This is a genomic window from Erysipelothrix enhydrae (assembly GCF_035066605.1).
Lineage (GTDB): Bacteria > Bacillota_I > Bacilli_A > Erysipelotrichales > Erysipelotrichaceae > Erysipelothrix > Erysipelothrix amsterdamensis.
The window spans coordinates 22,113-40,572 of record NZ_CP125807.1 but is presented as its reverse complement, the minus strand read 5'-3'; the positions used below and the strand labels follow the sequence as shown (position 1 = coordinate 40,572).

16 protein-coding genes and 1 other annotated feature are annotated in these 18,460 nt (G+C 37.0%); of the genes, 13 read left to right on the top strand and 3 right to left on the bottom strand.

Translation table 11 applies throughout. The features are described 5' to 3' along the window. Positions 1-153 precede the first annotated feature (153 nt). The 4 genes from LLS04_RS00175 to LLS04_RS00160 all read left to right on the top strand — a co-directional run bounded on the left by LLS04_RS00175 (position 154) and on the right by LLS04_RS00160 (position 4,797). On the top strand, positions 154-1,293 hold the full coding sequence (locus LLS04_RS00175; RefSeq protein WP_323611294.1) for an exonuclease SbcCD subunit D: 1,140 nt from the start codon (positions 154-156) through the stop codon (positions 1,291-1,293). Continuing rightward, positions 1,290-4,355 carry an SMC family ATPase gene (locus LLS04_RS00170; protein ID WP_323611293.1) on the top strand — a complete coding sequence of 1,022 codons (3,066 nt, stop codon included), beginning with the start codon at positions 1,290-1,292 and terminating at the stop codon, positions 4,353-4,355. The genes LLS04_RS00175 and LLS04_RS00170 overlap by 4 nt, the downstream gene beginning before the upstream one ends. A gap of 83 nt (positions 4,356-4,438) precedes the next feature. Continuing rightward, on the top strand, positions 4,439-4,546 hold the full coding sequence (locus tag LLS04_RS00165; RefSeq protein ID WP_323611292.1) for a putative metal homeostasis protein: 108 nt from the start codon (positions 4,439-4,441) through the stop codon (positions 4,544-4,546). A 2-nt stretch (positions 4,547-4,548) separates the two neighbouring features. Beyond that, positions 4,549-4,797, top strand: coding sequence for a type B 50S ribosomal protein L31 (locus tag LLS04_RS00160; protein WP_323611291.1), 249 nt, complete (start codon positions 4,549-4,551; stop codon positions 4,795-4,797). A 45-nt stretch (positions 4,798-4,842) separates the two neighbouring features. On the opposite strand, the gene mgtA is transcribed toward LLS04_RS00160, so the two are convergent. Continuing rightward, positions 4,843-7,431 (bottom strand): magnesium-translocating P-type ATPase, encoded by a 2,589-nt coding sequence (gene mgtA, locus LLS04_RS00155; protein ID WP_323611290.1) that lies wholly within the window; start codon positions 7,429-7,431, stop codon positions 4,843-4,845. A 263-nt stretch (positions 7,432-7,694) separates the two neighbouring features. Here mgtA and LLS04_RS00150 point away from each other — a divergent pair, with 263 nt between their 5' ends. The 9 genes from LLS04_RS00150 (at position 7,695) to LLS04_RS00110 (ending at position 16,180) form a co-directional block, all read left to right on the top strand. Then, the gene (locus LLS04_RS00150) at positions 7,695-8,432 is read left to right on the top strand and encodes an HAD family hydrolase (RefSeq protein WP_323611289.1); all 738 of its coding nucleotides are present in this window, start codon (positions 7,695-7,697) and stop codon (positions 8,430-8,432) included. Continuing rightward, entirely contained in the window at positions 8,432-9,559 is a 1,128-nt protein-coding gene (gene ald / locus LLS04_RS00145; RefSeq protein WP_323611288.1) for an alanine dehydrogenase, read from the top strand. The genes LLS04_RS00150 and ald overlap by 1 nt, the downstream gene beginning before the upstream one ends. Before the next feature lie 29 nt (positions 9,560-9,588). Next, entirely contained in the window at positions 9,589-10,575 is a 987-nt protein-coding gene (locus LLS04_RS00140; protein ID WP_323611287.1) for a zinc dependent phospholipase C family protein, read from the top strand. Positions 10,576-10,603: 28 nt separating this feature from the next. Further along, positions 10,604-11,146 (top strand): ribosome hibernation-promoting factor, HPF/YfiA family, encoded by a 543-nt coding sequence (gene hpf / locus LLS04_RS00135; RefSeq protein ID WP_323611286.1) that lies wholly within the window; start codon positions 10,604-10,606, stop codon positions 11,144-11,146. 52 nt (positions 11,147-11,198) lie between these two features. Next, a complete protein-coding gene (locus LLS04_RS00130; protein WP_003775374.1) occupies positions 11,199-11,603 on the top strand; it encodes a cell division protein SepF in 405 nt (134 codons plus the stop codon). 9 nt (positions 11,604-11,612) lie between these two features. After that, positions 11,613-12,095: a DivIVA domain-containing protein gene (locus tag LLS04_RS00125; RefSeq protein WP_323611285.1), complete on the top strand. Its 483-nt coding sequence runs from the start codon at positions 11,613-11,615 to the stop codon at positions 12,093-12,095. After that, positions 12,061-12,267: a binding site (T-box leader), on the top strand. (Overlaps the previous gene by 35 nt.) 35 nt (positions 12,268-12,302) lie before the next feature. Then, positions 12,303-15,023 carry an isoleucine--tRNA ligase gene (gene ileS / locus LLS04_RS00120; RefSeq protein WP_323611284.1) on the top strand — a complete coding sequence of 907 codons (2,721 nt, stop codon included), beginning with the start codon at positions 12,303-12,305 and terminating at the stop codon, positions 15,021-15,023. Between the two features lie 2 nt (positions 15,024-15,025). After that, the gene (locus tag LLS04_RS00115) at positions 15,026-15,733 is read left to right on the top strand and encodes a TrmH family RNA methyltransferase (RefSeq protein ID WP_323611283.1); all 708 of its coding nucleotides are present in this window, start codon (positions 15,026-15,028) and stop codon (positions 15,731-15,733) included. 9 nt (positions 15,734-15,742) lie between these two features. After that, the gene (locus tag LLS04_RS00110; RefSeq protein ID WP_323611282.1) at positions 15,743-16,180 is read left to right on the top strand and encodes a GNAT family N-acetyltransferase; all 438 of its coding nucleotides are present in this window, start codon (positions 15,743-15,745) and stop codon (positions 16,178-16,180) included. A 106-nt stretch (positions 16,181-16,286) separates the two neighbouring features. On the opposite strand, the gene LLS04_RS00105 is transcribed toward LLS04_RS00110, so the two are convergent. Next, positions 16,287-16,898 carry a superoxide dismutase gene (locus tag LLS04_RS00105; protein WP_323611281.1) on the bottom strand — a complete coding sequence of 204 codons (612 nt, stop codon included), beginning with the start codon at positions 16,896-16,898 and terminating at the stop codon, positions 16,287-16,289. 57 nt (positions 16,899-16,955) lie between these two features. Next, on the bottom strand, positions 16,956-18,425 hold the full coding sequence (locus LLS04_RS00100; protein ID WP_323611280.1) for a carboxypeptidase M32: 1,470 nt from the start codon (positions 18,423-18,425) through the stop codon (positions 16,956-16,958). Positions 18,426-18,460: the final 35 nt, after the last annotated feature.

Genomic DNA, 18,460 nt, shown 5'->3' with positions numbered 1-18,460 from the left:
TTGATATTAGCATAATTAAATAAGAAAACAATCCTTCTTTTTAATATATTTTAAAACAAGATGAAGGGATTGTTTTAAAGTGTAAATCGAAGTACAATCGCACTCTCGAAATTCAAAGATTGTGGTAAGATAAAGGGAGAAAAGAGTGATAGTGTGAAAATAGTTCATATAGCAGATTTACATATTGGTCGAAGACTGAATGACTTCAGTCTTCTTGAGGATCAACGGTATGTTTTAAACCAAATCATTGAAAGTTTAGATACCATCAAACCGCATGTTTTATTAATTGCGGGGGATGTCTATGACAAAGCAAATCCAAGTGCAGAAGCATTTGAAGTATGGAATGATTTTTTGACGCAGTTATCCCATCGGAGTATCCATGTTTTAATCATTTCGGGGAATCATGATTCTCAAGAACGTCTTGGTGTAGGTCGTGCACTTTTTGAAGAACACGATATTTATTTAGTGTCTCATTATACTGGTTCTATCCCGGTTGTGACACTGCAGGACGATTTAGGACCCGTTCATTTTCACATGATTCCTTATATAAAACCGTCCATGGTGCGAAACTACCATCCTGAGTTTACAGGGACGACGTTTCAAGAAGCGTTTGAGTTTATTTTCCAAGAAATAAATATAAATCAAGAAGATCGGAATGTTGCGATTGCGCACCAATTTGTGATTGGTAATGGAACGACACCCATACTATCTGATTCAGAAATTGGACCCGCTGTAGGGGGCTTGGATGCGATTGATGCGTCATTGTTTCAAACGTTTGATTATGTAGCGTTAGGACATATTCATCGCCCTCAAGCGATTGGACGTGAAACGATGCGTTACGCCGGTTCACCGTTAAAATATTCATTCTCTGAATGTATGCATACAAAACAATTGCCTATTATCGATCTTGATAAGGATGTTGCGATATCGTTTGTGGAGCTTAAGCCTTTGCGAGATGTCCGAATTCTTAAAGGCCCATTACAACATCTTTATGAATTAGGTAAGGAAGATCGCACTGAAGATTATATTCATGCGATTTTGACCGATGATATTATTCAAGGGGATGCACTTCATAAATTACGAAGTGTTTATCAAAATCTTGTAAGTTTGGATTTTGATAATTCACGTACATCGTCAAAGTCATCCTTATCACGAGCTACTGAGATTTTAGATCAAAAGCCGTTTGATCTTTTTAATGCCTTTTTCACGACACTCAATGGTCGTGACTTTAATCAAGAGGAGTCTGATATTGTGAAAGCAATGATTGATGAAATTCAGGAGGAAAGTTTATGAAACCGATTCTTCTTTCGATGCGTGCATTTGGTCCTTACTTTGAAGAAACGACCGTGGATTTTACTCAGTTTCATCAAGGACTCTTTTTAATAACTGGAGATACTGGGGCAGGGAAAACCACATTGTTTGATGCAATTTCGTTTGCGCTTTACGATGTAGCCAGTGGTAGTCAACGTCAGCCAGAGTCACTTCGAAGTGACTTTGCGGATGCATCTGTGGAAACATATGTGGATTTAAGTTTTAGCCATCGGAATGAAATCTATCGAATTGTTCGCAAGCCCCGTTATGAGCGCTTAAAAGCACGAGGTGAAGGAACGACAGTACAAAACGCAAGTGTACAATTGTATCTCCCTAATGGTCAAGAACTAGATGATATTAGAACGGTGAATGCGAAAATAATCGAGATTGTGGGCTTGGATGCTCAACAATTTAAACAAGTCGTGATGATTGCGCAAGGCGAGTTTTTAGAACTTCTGAATGCATCGAGCAATAAACGATCTGACATATTTCGAACGCTTTTTGACACACGTTTCTATCTCAAACTACAAGATAAACTGAAACAGAAGAATCTCGAACTTAAGCGCGAACTCGAGCATACGAAACAAGAGGTTAAAAGTGTTCTAGCAGGACTGCCCAATCTCGTAGAATGCATTGAATACACAGGTTTTAATCTTGAGGAAGTCTATAGTGATTTAAAAGGAAAATACCATGTAATGGTTGACCAACAGACAGCCTACCTTACCGATCAAAAAAATCTTAACCATACGCGCGATATCATCCTTGAATCCATAAAATCATGGGAAACATACCAACAAATACTTGCTCATCTTCAAGAAAAAGAACGTGAAGCAGAGGAACTATTGAGTCAAAAAGAACATTATGAAAAGCTTCGAATAAAGCTTGAAACACAAACTCTTATTTTTAATCAGTTAATGCCACTTCGTCATAGATTGGAAGCAAACAAACAAAAAATATCCACAATTAAGCATCGATACCATGATATTCACGAAAAAAACAAAGAAGTCCAAAAACGATTTGTAGATATACAGCAACAATATTTAACTCGAAATGATCGGTTGAAACAGCTTGAACAGGTGAAGCGACAGGTGGAACAGTATCAAAAAATGTTACCGCAATATGAGACCCTGAAGTCCACAAAAGTAACATACAACTCGGTAATTGAGCGTCTGGATGAATTAAAGTTACAAAAAGTGAAGTTTGCAGAGGAATTAGTAAAACAAGAAGAACTCAAAACAACGCTTGAAACGCTTAGAGATCGTTCTTATGGGCTCGAGAAAGAAAAAATCGTTCAAGAGCATCAATTAGAAACCTATCTGGGTCAACGTGAGCAACTTCTAAAACGAATCGAATCCTTTGATACAAAACGAGAGTTAGAAGTGCTTCTGGTGAAAGAGCAGGATTCTTTTAAAATGGCTGAAAAAGAATACATTAACGCCAACGAACAGCTTATTCAACATGAATTACGATATTACAAAGAACAAGCAGGATTGTTAGCACAAAGTCTTGAAGATGATCATGCATGTCCAGTTTGTGGATCGTTGGAGCATCCACATCCCGCGTTACTTATGGATTCAGTTTTAACCTACGACCAAATACAAGAATTAAAACAAGAAGTGTTTAAGAAACAAGAGGTCCAACAGAACCAAGCGCAAACTTGCCATGTGATTAACACAAAGATCACAAATATTAATGAATTCATTAAAGAAGATGACGAGAATGCGACTCGAGTAGAATTCAATGAGATTTTAATTAAAATTCAAGATTTGAAATCATTGATGGAATTAAAACGTATTGAGCATGAGACATTAAATTCGAAGATAAAATCAATGCACGAACAGCAACAAAACTTGGAGTTATTAAAGAAAAATCTTGATGAACTTAACGAATCTATGAAGCAAGAACATATGCGTCATGCAGCTCTAGAATCTGAAATCAATATGATTCAATCTAATTTAGAGTTTGATAGTATAGAGGTATTGATAGCGAAAATCGAGCCACTTCATCATCAAATTAAAGAGATGGAAGCGAAAGAACAACAAGATCTAGAGTTGTATCAATCAACATCAACAGAGCTTGAACAAATCAAAACACAAGAAAGTGAGATCGCTAAACAACTCAAAACAGAAGAAAATGAGTATCAACTTAAACAGCAACAACTTCTTGATCTCTGTAATAAATACAATCTTGATATCCATGAGATTGAGTGGGAAACGGTAAACGAAATAACACTACAAAACGAAGCTTCAATTTTAAAAACTTATGATGAGCGCATGATACAAATTCGTTCTGAAATCAATCAATTAAAAGTTCAACGTGAAACGAAACCACCTCATACATTAGAATACTTATCCGAGGCGAAGCAAGAAATTGAAAGATCGATCGTCTCGCTTAATAAGACGGTGCAAGAAGCTTCAACAAACATAACTACACTGGAATCTGTCTTAAGACGTTTAGAGACGATCCAAAAGAATAGTCTGACGATGGAACGTCAAGGAGCGATTATGGACGGTCTTTCAAAAACCGCGAATGGAGATTTAAGTGGTAAACAAAAGATCGCATTAGAACACTATGTTCAATCGGCGTATTTTGATTACATTGTGGAAGAAGCCAATAAGCGTTTTACACCGATGACTTCAAATCGATATGTTCTTTTACGACAAGAAAAAGCCGAAAGGCTCAACACAAAGTCGGGCTTGGATTTGGATGTTTACGATCAATATACTGGGAAGATTAGGTCCGTTAAATCGTTATCCGGTGGGGAATCGTTTAAAGCTTCGTTATCCCTCGCTTTAGGCTTATCTGATGTAGTCCAACGCTTCTCAGGCTCAGTATGCGTAGATGCGCTCTTTATCGATGAAGGATTTGGAACCTTGGATGAAGCCTCACTTCAACAGGCTATGAAGTCTTTAACAGATCTTGCGGGAACTGCGGAATATGTAGGAATCATCTCTCATGTACCAGAGTTGAAAACACTTATAGAACAACAAATTATTATTACTAAGACAGAAAAAGGCAGTACAATTCAGACACGTGTGCTTTAAGCCACCTGTCTTTTTTTATTGACAAATTATAGAGAGTAGGATAATATCTAAATGCGAAACGTTTGCAACAACAGGAGGAAGCAATGAAAAAAGATCAATCAACTGCATATCGAAATCTTAAATCACCCAATCTTAAAACACGAAAACGAGCACTAAGGATTATTAAACACTATCGAAAGAAGGGGAAATAAGTATGAAAAAAGGAATTCATCCAGAATATCGAAATGTAGTATTTATGGATATCAACACGCAAGCTCAATTTATTATTGGTTCAACGATTAAAACTGATAAAACGATAACACTTGAGGATGGTACCGTGATGCCCCTTGTGAATCTTGATATCTCTTCAACATCACATCCGTTTTATACAGGGAAACAACGCGAGACACGTGTTGAGGGTCAAATTGCGAAATTTAATCGCAAGTTTAACGCGAAGCAGTAAAAAAAGCCCTTTATCTTTATACAAGATAAGGGGCTTTAATTTTTTTTAATCTAATGGCGTCCAAACAAATTTCTTAACAATTGCGGTGGTGATCAAGTATAGACCCACGATTCCAAGAACGTATGTCAGATGATTTAAACTTAAGATTTGAAGTTCAATTGACTGAGCAAGCGGTGTTAGAACGAAGATCAGTGTGATAATGACAGCAAGTGTCGACACACCAACCAAGATTGAAGCAGGTTTGTTTTTGAATGAGAACGGCTTTTTAGCACGAATTACAAAGATTATGAGTGCTTGAGACAGGATTCCGAATGTAAACCAGAATGTTTGGAATAGAGTAGCTTGTTCGGCTGTATTCACACCAAGAACATACCACAATACAATAAAGCACATAATATCAAAGACAGAACTTAATGGTCCAAACACTGACATAAAGTGTACCAATCGTTCTGACTCAAGCTTACGAGGCTTATCGAGATCTGAGTCATCACAGTTATCAAATGGTATTCCAGTTTGTGCAAGGTCACTGAGTAAGTTTTGAACTAGAATATGAACAGGTAATAGTGGTAAGAAAGGCAAGAACACACTTGCTACGATTACGGAAATCATATTCCCAACATTACCACTTACAGCCATTTCGAGATACTTAATCATATTTACAATGGTCTTACGGCCTTCCATAATTCCTTTTTCTAAAACGGTTAAGTCTTTCTTAAGAAGAATAATGTCAGCACTCTCTTTAGCGATATCAACAGCGGTATCAACTGAGATACCAACATCAGCTTGTTTCAATGCAAGCGCATCGTTTATACCATCACCTAAGAAACCAACGGTATGATTATTCGCTTGGAATGCTTCTACAATACGTTGTTTTTGTACAGGGGATATTTTAGCAAAAAGGTGACATGATTCAACAACGGATTGAAGTTGTTCATCACTCATTTCTTCAATATCTTTACCCATATAAGTTACTTCGGTATCAATACCAACTTTACTACATACTTTTTTAGCAACACCCAAACTATCACCGGTGATAACCACAACATCAACACCATGACGGTTTAGACTTTCAATTGTTGGTTTAGCACTTTCTTTAGGTGGATCAAGGAAACCGATGAAACCGATAAGAACTAAATCTTTCTCATCTTCAACACCGAACTCGTGATCTGTTGGCAATTCATTTTTCTGAGCAACAGCAATCATACGTAAACCATCATTATTATGTTGCATATATACATCCATTGCTTCTTCACGCGTTTCATCGTCAAGTGGAAATACTTTTCCATCTCGGTCAATGTGTGAACACAATTTCATAATTTCTTCAACAGCACCTTTTGTAATGAGTTGTTTTTTGTCGTTACTATCTTCCAAAATAACACTCATACGACGACGCGCAAAGTCAAAAGGAATCTCATCAACAATTGTATAATAGTTTACAAGGTCATCCATATTGTAACTTGTTGCACGTTCAATAATTGCAAGGTCAATCAAGTTTTTAAGTCCGCTTTGGAAATATGAGTTTAGATAAGCATGGCGTAATACACGCATGTCGTCTTCACCAGTTGTATCCATATAACGTTCTAAAATAATATCATCTTGCGTAATAGTACCGGTTTTATCGGTACATAAGACATCCATCTCACCAAATGATGAAATCGAACTTTGTGACTTCACAATCGTTTGGTGTTTAGACATGTTGATGGCACCACGTGCCAAGCCACTGCTCAATACAACAGGTAACATTTCCGGTGTTAATCCAACGGCAACAGTAAGTGCAAAAACAAAAGATTCAATTGGATTTGCTTTAAACACCCAGTTAATGATGAAAATAGCGGGTAACATGATTAGCATTAATTTCATGAGTAAGCGACTTACTGTCGAAATACTGCTCTCAAAACTGTTTGGACGTTTCGAATTCTTTAATGAGCGATTCATTTGTCCAAGATAGGTATCGCTCCCAGTACGAATTACAACTGCACGAGCTGTACCGGAAACAACGTTAGTTCCCATTAAACATAAGTTCGTGTAATCACTGTCTGCGTCCATTTGAGACTCATCAAACTTTACAAACTTCTCGATAGGTTGTGATTCACCAGTTAATGTGGCTTGTGATATAAATAAGTCTTTTGCGGATATTACACGCATATCAGCTGGAATGATGTCTCCAGCAGAAAGTCGTACAACATCACCTAAGACCAAATCATCAATTGGAATTTCAATAAACTGACCATCACGGAGTGCTGCCGTTGTATTTGAAACCATATTTAAGAGTTTCTCGCTGGCCGCACTAGAGCGCTCATCCTGAATAAATGAAATTAGCGTCGAAATTATAATGATAATCGCTAAAATCGAAATGGTTAAATAATCTTTTTCCTGTGTTAATAAAATATCTGTAATAAATGTAATTACAATAACTACCATCAATACTAAGTTAAATGGATTAATTAAAACATTAACGAATCCAATAAGAGGGTTTTTCTTCTTTTGAGGTTTGATCACATTTGGACCAAATTCTTCGAGCTTTTCCTCTGCTCGATTGGATGTATAACCCTCCGGAGATGCATCCAATTGTTCAAACAATTCTTCCTGATTAAGTTGAAGTGTTTGAATTAGCTCTTTTTTTATTTCTGACATAGTTATAAACTCCCTTCATACTGTCCTGTATGAACAAAATTTATCGATGACTTTCTTGAGGTGTACCCAAGGGGTCATCATCCAAAGATCGTTCACTAATACTATCGTTCATGCAACTCTGACCTTCCATTGGTATCCACCTCCTCGCTTTAAAACTATAACAAATTGAGGTTCATTAAGCAATAAAATGAGTGATAGATTGAAACTTAATGATAAGAATATTTAACACTTATGATATAATTCAAAAAAGTGGGAGGTAACACATGAAAAATGTAAACTTGAGCAATGCACTTGGAATTGATACAGTACTCTTTGATTTGGACGGTACAATTCTACCGCTTGATGGGGATGACTTTGAACGAACATATTTAACATCAATTACGCAAAAGGTTGCACATATTATCGAACCGGAATTAATGGCTAAGGCCTTGTGGAAATCCAGTGCGGCAATGATTCAGAATCAGGATGAATTAAAAACAAATGAACAGGTTTTTTACGCTTGTTTCGAATCACTTGTTGGATCAGAAATTAAACATGAAATTGATACGATATTAGATGATTATTATGAAAATGAATATAACATCGTTGAGACCGTAACATCAATTTCGCAACCGATGGTTGAAACGGTGCGTTACCTCAAAGAAAAAGGATATAAAGTGATTTTGGCTACAAATCCACTTTTTCCAAAACTTGCTACTGATAAACGCATTTGGTGGTCGGGTCTCGAATTGCATGATTTTGACGATATTACCCGATTTGAGAAAAACCATCATTGTAAACCAAACCCAATGTATTATGAAGAAATCATACGTGATAATATGTTGGATCCAAAAAAATGTTTAATGATTGGAAATGATGTGGAAGAAGATATGATGGCCTCTCAATTTGGGATGCAAACATGGTTGCTGACAGATAATTTAATTCATCGTGGAACAGATTATCAGTGCGACTGGAGTGGGTCACGTAGAGATTTGTTAAAGAAAATAAAGGAGTTGTTTTAATGCGTATAGGATCTGTAAAAGAACGAAAAGATTTTGAACAACGTGTTGGGATTATGCCTTCACATGTTATTGAATACATTAAAAATGGCCACGAAGTCTACGTAGAGGCTGGATTAGGTCTAGGAAGTGGATTTACCGATAAAGAATATCAAAGCAATGGTGCGATTATTTGTGATGACGCAGCATCTGTTTGGAAACAATCGGAGATGATGATAAAAGTTAAAGAACCTATTGCTGAAGAGTATGACCTCATGCAAGCCAATCAAATTCTTTTTACGTATCTACACTTGGCGGATAATTTACCTCTAGCAAAAGCATTAATGGAACGTAATATTACTGCGGTTGCTTATGAGACGCTAACGGATGAGTTGGGACGTTTACCACTTTTAAAACCGATGTCTGAGGTTGCGGGACGTCTATCAATTCAAGAAGGTGCCAAGTATTTAGAAAAGACCTATGGTGGCAAGGGTATCTTGTTATCAGGGGTTCCAGGCGTTCGTGGTGGACATGTTGTGATTATTGGTGGGGGTGTTGTAGGAATGAGTGCTTGTAAAACAGCACTTGGAACAGGTGCAACAGTAAGTGTGATGGATCGTAATTTAGATCGTCTTGCATATATTGAAGATGTTTTTGGAACAGCTGTAAATACAATTTATAGTGATTCAAAAAACATCGAAGATGAGCTTCGTCGCGCGGATGTTGTGATCGGGAGTGTTTTACTACCAGGAGCACGTGCTCCGAAATTGGTTACACGTGATCATTTAAAAATTATGGAACCAGGAACAGTCTTGGTTGATGTTGCCATTGATCAAGGGGGATGTTTTGAGTCGAGTCATCCAACAACACACAGTCATCCAGTGTTTGTTGAAGAAGGGATTGTTCATTATTGTGTAACCAATATGCCAGGTGCAGTACCAAAGACTTCTACCTATGCATTAGGAAATGCAACATTACCGTATGCTTTAAAAATTGCCAACAGTGGTATTCATAATGCTGTTATGCACGATTCCGGAATTAAAAACGGTTTAAATATTTTTCATGGTCAGGTCGTAAATGAAGCGGTTGCGGTTGCGCTTGAATTGGAATTTATTGAATATGAAAACTGTGTTAAAGTGGTGCAACTTTAGAGGTAATTTGTTAGAATGTAATAAAGGAGGTGGCCGTCATACCAAATGTTATTACACATGGACTGATGGCACTCGATGTTTATAATGAACTTGACGTGTCGACAGTCCAAAAAGCGATAAAAAAACACCCGCGGGCATATCTTCTAGGGAGCAATGGTCCGGATATCTTGTTTTACTACAAAGTATTTCCGTGGCAAGATCAGGAACTTAATAAAATTGTCGCTGATTATGGTGGGATTGTGCACCGAACTCATGTTAATGATTTTTATAATCAGGCGGTGAGTTTTATAAAGGAAATGAAAGATGAACGTAGAAAAACAATACTGATTGCGTTTATTGCTGGACATTTTCAACATTGGTCTTTAGATTCCCTTGCACATCCATTTGTGTTTTATCGTGGTGGGGAAATAGCTGGAGCTACACGTTACTGGCATTTCCGGTACGAGTCAATGCTTGATTCATTAATGGTTACGTATGTAAAAGGGCGTGATATGGCATCGTTAAAACCAAAGCGTTTTGTTGATGTCAATGAAGAAGAGCGACGGGTTATTGCATCATTCTATCAAGCGATGCTCGTTCAAGTTTTTGGAATATATTTAGAACCTTTAGTGATTGAAGAAGCGATTTGCTCCTTTAAAAAGATTTTGAATTATTTATACGATCCGCACAATATTATGACTCCAGTGATTCAGAAACTGGAACGTAAAATGGCTTATCCGTGGGCGTTTTCAAGTCATATCGTTAATTCGAATATCGATGCGCGATACGACGTTCTTAATTTAAAGCGTGATACATGGTCAAACCCAACAAATATCGATGAAACATCGAACGAGACATTTATGGAACTCTATGAGTCGTCCATTGTGCTAGGAAATGAATGCATCGGGGCTTTAAACGATGCATTAGAACACAATGAACCTGTTAATTTCGACGCACTTCTTGGTGATCGCCGTTACGATACAGGGCGTCCACCCGGACGTGAGATGAAATACTATGATAGTATTTATCAAAAATAGAAAACAACAATAATAGGGAGGGTTTTATATGTTAGTTTATATTCATGGAAAAAATGTGGAAATCACAGATGCAATGCAAGAAAAAGTGGAAGAAAAATTAGAATTCTTACACAAGTATTTCGAGGTTGATGACTCATGGCGTGCAAATGTGGTTGTGAATGTTTATCCTCACGGATCAAAAGTTGAAGTTACAATTACTTCAAAAATTGGACCATTACGTGCCGAAGTTTTACACGAAGATTTCTATGCAGCACTTGATCGTGTTGTTGATAAATTAGAAGACCAAATTCGTCGTCATAAAACAAAAATTTCACGTAAAAACCGTGAGGGATTATCACAAGCATTTTTAAATATGATTGCAGAATCAGAGGCAAAAGAAGAATCTAAACTTGTTAAGACTAAATCTATTGTGGCTGAAAAAATGAATCTAAATGATGCGATTGTAGATATGGAAATGTTGGGTCACTCATTCTTTATTTACACAGATGATGAAACATCAGATGTTGCGGTTGTCTATAAGCGTCTTGACGGCGATTATGGATTGCTTGAGGTCGATCGCGATAACGATTAATTTTAAACTATAAATATGATATGATATACTTATCAAAACGGAGGTTTGAACGATGAGCTTTAAAGATAAACTTAAAAATATTCTTACACCGGTTGAAGATGAATATCTTGAACTTACTGACGAGGAGGCTGAGAGCTTGAGCGAATATGAAACACCACGCGCATCATCAGAGGCGCCTAAATTACCATCAGATACAAAAATGGTTTTATTTGAACCAAGATCATTTGAAGAATCTGAAGAGGTTGCACGTTACTTAAAAGAAAAACGCGCAGCAGTTGTAAACTTACATCGATTACAACGTGATTATGCACAACGTACGATTGATTTCTTAACGGGAGTTGTGTTTGCACTTGATGGATCAATTCAAAAAATTGGCCACAATGTAATTCTTTGTACACCACGTACAATAGGAGTTCAAGGGGAAATTAGCATGAACCTTGAAGATTTAGATCAGTAGTAGTTGAGTATGTCTCATAAACCCAAATTTAGAGTTATGCGCCAAGGGTATGATCGTTTTGAAGTCGATCAAATGATAACCAATTTGGAACACGATAAAACAATATTAACGAAACAAATTGAACTTTATCAAAAACAAGTTGAGTCATTGCAAGAACAACGTGATATAATCAAAAAGCGATATCAACAATTGGTGAGCGAAAGTGGTGTTCGTGAGAAGGCTGCAGAAGAAATGTCGCGGCTGGCCTTACGAGAAGCAAATTCAATTATAGATACAGCCTATATGAATGCGGACATGATTGTTCGTGAGGCGATGTCAACATCGCGTCAAGTACTCGTTGAAATAGCTCGTATTTCAAATGAATCTAACGAACTCCGTGACGAGTTAAAAGAAAAATTATTGGAATTAGAGGTTGCAATTGACGATTTAACATTGCCAGATGCACCCAATTCCAAACTTATTGGTGAAGATCAAGACAAATTAGGGCGATAAATTGTTTCAGAGAGCTTGTGGATGGTGAAAACAAGTAACAATCCGTTTTAATATCACTTGTGAACCTTACTTTTGAAATCATAGTAGAAAGTACGTATTACGGCGTTAACGTATTGAGATTACAGATTTCATCTGTAAATTAAGGTGGTACCGCGTTGAAGACGCCCTTATGAGGGCGTCTTTTTTTATATGTTAGGAGCAAAAAATATGAACTACAAAGATACACTGTTATTACCAAAGACAGATTTTGAAATGAGAGGAAATCTTAATAAAAAAGAACCTGGAATTCAAGCTGATTGGGATGAAATGAACCTCTATGAAAGAATGCAAGAAGTGCGCGAAGGTGCACCACTTTTCACAGTGCATGATGGTCCTCCATATGCAAATGGAAATATCCATATTGGTCATGCTTTAAATGGTATTCAAAAAGATTTAATTGTCCGTACTAAATTTATGGCAGGTTATCAAACGCCGTTTAGACCAGGGTGGGATACACATGGTTTACCAATTGAAAATGCAATTCAAAAATTAGGTGTCAATCGTAAAGAAATGCCGACATACGAATTTAGAGCGCTTTGTGAGAAATATGCGCATGAACAAGTTGCAATTCAAATGGCTGATTTTAAATCGTTAGGTAAAATTGGGGATTATAAGAACCCTTATTTAACACTCAATAAAGATTTTGAAGCAACACAAATTCGTGTATTTGCGGAAATGGCGATGAAGGGTATGATCTATAAAGGATTAAAACCTGTGTATTGGTCACCATCAAGTGAATCTGCACTTGCTGAAGCGGAAATTGAATACCGCGAACGTCGTGATCCAGCAATCTTTGTTGCATTTGACGTCGTTGATGGTAAGGGTGTCTTAGACGCTGGTGATAAGATGGTTATTTGGACAACAACGCCATGGACAATTCCTGCAAACCTTGCAATTTCAGTTAATGCAAATATGGAATACGTACTTGTTCAAACTGAGAAGGGCAACATGGTGTTCATGGAATCCCTTATGGAATCCGCACTTAAAGAATTAGAACTCGAACAAGGAGAAATTTTAAAACGTTTTAAAGGACGTGACATCGAAGGTGTTACAACACAACATCCACTTTATGATCGTTTATCACCGGTATTAAATGGTGATCACGTTACCGATGAAGCTGGAACAGGTTGTGTTCATACGGCTCCTGACCATGGTGTTGATGACTTTAATGTCTGTGCACTTTATGGTATTAAGCCAATCAGTCCAGTTAATGAGCAAGGTGTTTTAACTGAAGTTACGGGTGAATTTGCAGGACTCTTCTTTGAAGAAGCGAATAAAGCTGTAACCATGAAACTTGAATCGTTGGGTGCGCTCTTAAAAATGGGTTGGATTAAACACAGCTATGCGCATGACTGGAGAACTAAAAAGCCAATTATCTACCGTGCAACAACGCAATGGTTTGCATCAATTGACTCCGTACGTCAAAATGTATTGGATGAGATTGAAAAAGTAGAATGGACACCAAAATGGGGTCAAAAACGTATGCATAATATGATTGCAGATCGTGGTGATTGGTGTATTTCACGTCAACGTGTTTGGGGTGTTCCAATTCCGATTTTTTACGCTGAAGATGGATCTCCAATTATTGAGCAAGATGTTTTTGATCATGTAGCTAATTTAGTTGAACAATTTGGTACGAATGTATGGTTTGAACGTGAAGCAATTGATTTATTACCAGAAGGCTATACACATCCAAATTCACCAAATGGTACATTTAAAAAAGAAACAGATATTATGGATGTTTGGTTTGATTCAGGATCATCACACACTGCAGCGTTAAACCACTGTAAGACACCACTTCCTGTGGATGTTTATGCAGAAGGTTCTGACCAATATCGTGGTTGGTTCAACTCATCATTAATCATTTCCGTTGCACTCTATGGTTTTGCGCCATATAAACAAGTCGTAAGTCATGGCTTTATTATGCATGATGACGGCGAAAAGATGAGTAAATCGAAAGGGAACGCTTTAAGTCCTCAAGCAATTACTGAAACTTTAGGAGCAGATATTCTACGCCTTTGGGTTGCAAGTGTCGACTACCATTCTGATATCAAGATGTCACAAGATTTGTTGAAACAAGTATCCGAATCTTACCGTAAAATCCGTAATACATTTAGATTTATGCATGGAAATCTTGCGAACTTTGATATTGACGCGGACGGAATTGCGATTGAAGAATTATCACTGCTTAACCGTTATGTCTTAAATGAAGTAATTCGTGTTAATAAAGAAGCTCAAGAAGCGTACAAAGCATTTGATTATCAAAAAGTAACGACCTCAGTTGTAAGTTCTCTTACAAATATGATGTCATCGTATTACTTAGACTATACCAAAGACATTCTTTACATTGAAAAAGAAGATGATCGTTCAAGACGTGAAATTCAAACAGTGATTTATCACGCGTTGATGATCTATTCCCGTATTATGGCACCAATTCTTGTTCATACTACAGAAGAGTTGAACCGTGTATTCAGACCTGAAGACGAGAGTATCCATCTTCAAGAATTCAGTAACTTGGTTGATCCAATCCTTTCAAGTGATGAAGTTGCGTCAATGGATTCACTCTTGAAATTACGTGAATCAGTATTTAAGGCACTAGAAGAAAAACGTGCAGAAAAAGTAATTGGTAAGTCTTTAGAAGCGCATGTTCGCCTCCATCTTAATGAAGCAGATGAAACACGAGTACAAAGTATTCTAGGAAAACATGATGCACAATGGTTTATTGTATCCAAACTAGAACTTGTTCGTGATGCGTTGCCAGAAGTTATGGGCTACGAAGTTTCTGTTGAAAAAGTTGCAGGTCATACATGTCCGCGTTGTTGGAATATCGTTGATGTTGTCGGCGAAGATGAACTTTGCCCACGTTGTCACGATGTTGTTAAGGCTTAGATATGAAAATTACATCACTTCAAAATGATTTCGTTAAGCATTGTACTAAATTAAGCAAAAAGAAGTATCGAGACGAACACAATGAAGTTTTGATAGAGGGTGAACACTTAATTCAGGAAGCTCATGCAGCTGGTATTGTAAAAAAAACAATAGGATTAACGGAAAAGGATGATATTCAGATTACAGAGCATATAGCTCAAAAACTATCCAATACAATTTCTGGTTCGAACCAGTTTGCAGTGATTTCGAAACCACATCGTGCATTAACGAAAGCTGATCGATATCTCATTTGTGATGGTGTTCAAGATCCTGGTAATCTCGGTACCATTATCCGTACCGCGCATAGTTTTGGTTTTGATGCTGTTGTTGTCTCTGAAACCTGTGTGGATGAGCTTAATGACAAAGTGATACGTTCCACACAAGGATCAATATTTCATATTCCGGTCATTCGGATGACTTTAGACCTTGCAATAACTCAAATAAAAGCGTGGAACATTCCCGTGTATGCGAGTTACCTCGGTGAAAACACGCACAATTTACAAGATATTAAAACCTGTCCGATTGCGGTCGTGATGGGTTCTGAAGGTAGTGGTGTGTCGGATGCTGTAGTGGATTTGTGTGATGGAACTGTCAAAATTGAAACATCACAGTTTGAATCACTAAATGTTGCGATTGCATCCGCAATTATTTGTTACACACTTCGAAAATAGGGAGGCATTATGGAATTAAAAGCATTTACGGATTCGGATTTAACGTTGTACGCCGAACTTGCGACAAAGTTTTTAACAAGTCCTGCATGTTTTGGTGAACCAGATTACGAATTATTCAAGCGAAACTTTAATCATATCATCAAAGAAAACGACTGTTTTGGGTGGTTTTTGGTTGAAGAAGGGAACATATGTGGGTATTTACTATGTTCGATTATGTTTTCAACTGAGGTAGGTGGATTCCAATTATGGGTAGAGGAGTTATCGGTGGACGATGCTTACCGTGGTAAGGGTCTAGGTACTGAGGCTTTATCGATCTTGATGGATAAATTCCCTGATGTTATCCGATTCAGATTGGAAGTAACGCCAAGTAATCGGGGTGCAAAAAAACTTTATGAACGATTAGGATTCGAGTTCTTAGGATATGAACAAATGATCTTGGATCGATAAAAAAACTGCAGGAAGTGAGATTATTTACAATCTTCGCATTCTTGCAGTTTTTTTTCAAATAAAAGCACCTCTCTTTTATTATAAAGAGAGGTGCTTTTTAAAAAAATTATTTGTTTTCTGTATACAATTGATCGACTTTAGCCCAATTAATAATTTCAAAGAAACCATTAATGTAATCAGGACGACGATTTTGATAGTTTAGGTAATATGCATGTTCCCAAACATCAAGACCTAAAATCGGAGTTAATCCCTCAGAAATTGGATTATCTTGATTTGCGGTAGATACAACTTTAAGTGATTTGTTTGAATCCATCACTAACCAAGCCCAACCGCTTCCAAAACGTGTTTTAGCAGCATTTGAGAATGCTTCTTTAAATGCATCAAATGAACCGAAATCATGATTGATTGCATTCATTAAGGCTTCACCAGGCTCTTGACCTTTGTTTGGGGATAGAAATTCCCAAAACATCGTATGGTTTAAATGACCACCACCATTATTTTGAACTGCTGTGCGGATGTCTTCTGGGACATTCTTTAAGTTCTCAATAAGGTTAGTAAGTGATTCTTGTTCTAATTCCGGGTGTTTTTCAATCGCTGTATTTAAATTTGTAATATATGTTTGATGATGCTTTGTGTAATGAATTTCCATTGTTTTCGCATCAATTTGTGGTTCTAATGCATTAAAGTCATATGAAAGTTCAGGTAATTTATAAGTCATCGTAAGTCCTCCTCTATTTATAACCAAATTGTAACAAAGATGGAGGACTGGGTCTAACTAAATGCCTAGAAGTGACGAATACTTTTCAATGAGATAATCAATGTAGTAGTTTGGATTGAATGGCTCGTTGGTAACTCTTTCAATCATGGTTTGTGTATCATACATCCCACCGAATTGATGGATGTTGTCACGTAACCAATTAAAAACAATATCCATTTGACCATTTAAGAGTGCTTCTTCAACATTGATATCTTCTTCCATTTTTTTCATGAACTGAGCAGCATAGGCTGTACCCAATGCATATGTTGGGAAATATCCAAAAGATGCATCGCTCCAGTGCACGTCTTGAAGGATTCCATCACTTGGATTTTTCGGTGTGATACCAAGTAATTGTGTCATCTGATTTGCAAAGAATTGATCAAGACCTTCTGCGCAGTGATTGTTATTGAAAATTTCTTTCTCGGTATTATATCGAACCATAATATGAAGTGGATATGTAAGTTCGTCAGCTTCAACACGAATATAGCCTTTTTCTACGTAATTGATACCTTTGATAAATGCATCGAGATTAACATCTTTTAAAACATGAGGAATAATTTCTTGAAGTTTTGGATATAGAGGTGTCCAAAATGATTTACTTCTACCAATCATATTTTCCATTAATCGTGATTGTGACTCATGTAGACTCATGCTCATACTATCGGCAATAGGATAACCTTCGAAGTCAATATTGACTTGGTGGTTGTACATTGAGTGACCAATTTCGTGAATGATTGAAAAAATATTTGATGTGAAGTCGTTTTCGTAATAATGTGTTGTGATGCGGGAGTCATTAATTGAGAATGTGCTACTGAATGGATGTGCTGCATGTCCCATATATCCAAATGATGAATCATAGCCCATATGGTGCTTAATTAAATCTGAAATTAAATCTTGTTCGTGAATTGATACCGCTGCGCTTAGAAACGCTGGTTTGGATCCTTGTACTTCAATCACCTTATCAATAAATGGTACAAGTTTTTGTTCGATTGTGCTGAAGAATCCTTCAACATGAGATTCACGTAAGCCTTCCTCGTAATCATCGAGACATGATTCATAAATACTTAAAGTTGAATTTCGGTGGTTGATTGCGCTTTTTTGACCTAAAATTAAGGCATCAAGATCTTTTTTGAAAATATCGTAATCTCCTTTTTCACGCGCATCTTCCCAAGATTGTTGTGAGTCATATTTTAGTTTATCGAATGCAATGTATTCTTCGGATGGAATATTCTTGATTTTATTAAGTTGACGAAGTTGTGTTTTAGCACTCTCTGCAATAATGGGGTTTTCGTTATTTTGACTCTCTTCCAATATGTGATAGGTTTTCGGGTCAGTCAGTAATGCAAAATATTCACCTGAGAGAATAGATAGTGCTTTATTACGGAAAGCTGCGCCATTTCTCGGTGCAATTGTTAGTGCGTCAAAACTTATTGTTGTTATTGCAAGATTCAAGCTATTTAATTTATCGAGTAATTCTTCGTATGTCATATATTGACCTCCTAATTATTCCTTATATTGTAACG

Bases quoted from the DNA above. Each gene is read 5' to 3' on its own strand.
- LLS04_RS00170 (WP_323611293.1), top strand. From the start codon at position 1,290: ATGAAACCGATTCTTCTTTCGATGCGTGCATTTGGTCCTTACTTTGAA.
- LLS04_RS00165 (WP_323611292.1), top strand. From the start codon at position 4,439: ATGAAAAAAGATCAATCAACTGCATATCGAAATCTTAAATCACCCAAT.
- LLS04_RS00160 (WP_323611291.1), top strand. From the start codon at position 4,549: ATGAAAAAAGGAATTCATCCAGAATATCGAAATGTAGTATTTATGGAT.
- mgtA (WP_323611290.1), bottom strand. From the start codon at position 7,431: ATGTCAGAAATAAAAAAAGAGCTAATTCAAACACTTCAACTTAATCAG.
- LLS04_RS00150 (WP_323611289.1), top strand. From the start codon at position 7,695: ATGAAAAATGTAAACTTGAGCAATGCACTTGGAATTGATACAGTACTC.
- ald (WP_323611288.1), top strand. From the start codon at position 8,432: ATGCGTATAGGATCTGTAAAAGAACGAAAAGATTTTGAACAACGTGTT.
- hpf (WP_323611286.1), top strand. From the start codon at position 10,604: ATGTTAGTTTATATTCATGGAAAAAATGTGGAAATCACAGATGCAATG.
- LLS04_RS00130 (WP_003775374.1), top strand. From the start codon at position 11,199: ATGAGCTTTAAAGATAAACTTAAAAATATTCTTACACCGGTTGAAGAT.
- LLS04_RS00125 (WP_323611285.1), top strand. From the start codon at position 11,613: ATGTCTCATAAACCCAAATTTAGAGTTATGCGCCAAGGGTATGATCGT.
- ileS (WP_323611284.1), top strand. From the start codon at position 12,303: ATGAACTACAAAGATACACTGTTATTACCAAAGACAGATTTTGAAATG.
- LLS04_RS00115 (WP_323611283.1), top strand. From the start codon at position 15,026: ATGAAAATTACATCACTTCAAAATGATTTCGTTAAGCATTGTACTAAA.
- LLS04_RS00110 (WP_323611282.1), top strand. From the start codon at position 15,743: ATGGAATTAAAAGCATTTACGGATTCGGATTTAACGTTGTACGCCGAA.
- LLS04_RS00105 (WP_323611281.1), bottom strand. From the start codon at position 16,898: ATGACTTATAAATTACCTGAACTTTCATATGACTTTAATGCATTAGAA.
- LLS04_RS00100 (WP_323611280.1), bottom strand. From the start codon at position 18,425: ATGACATACGAAGAATTACTCGATAAATTAAATAGCTTGAATCTTGCA.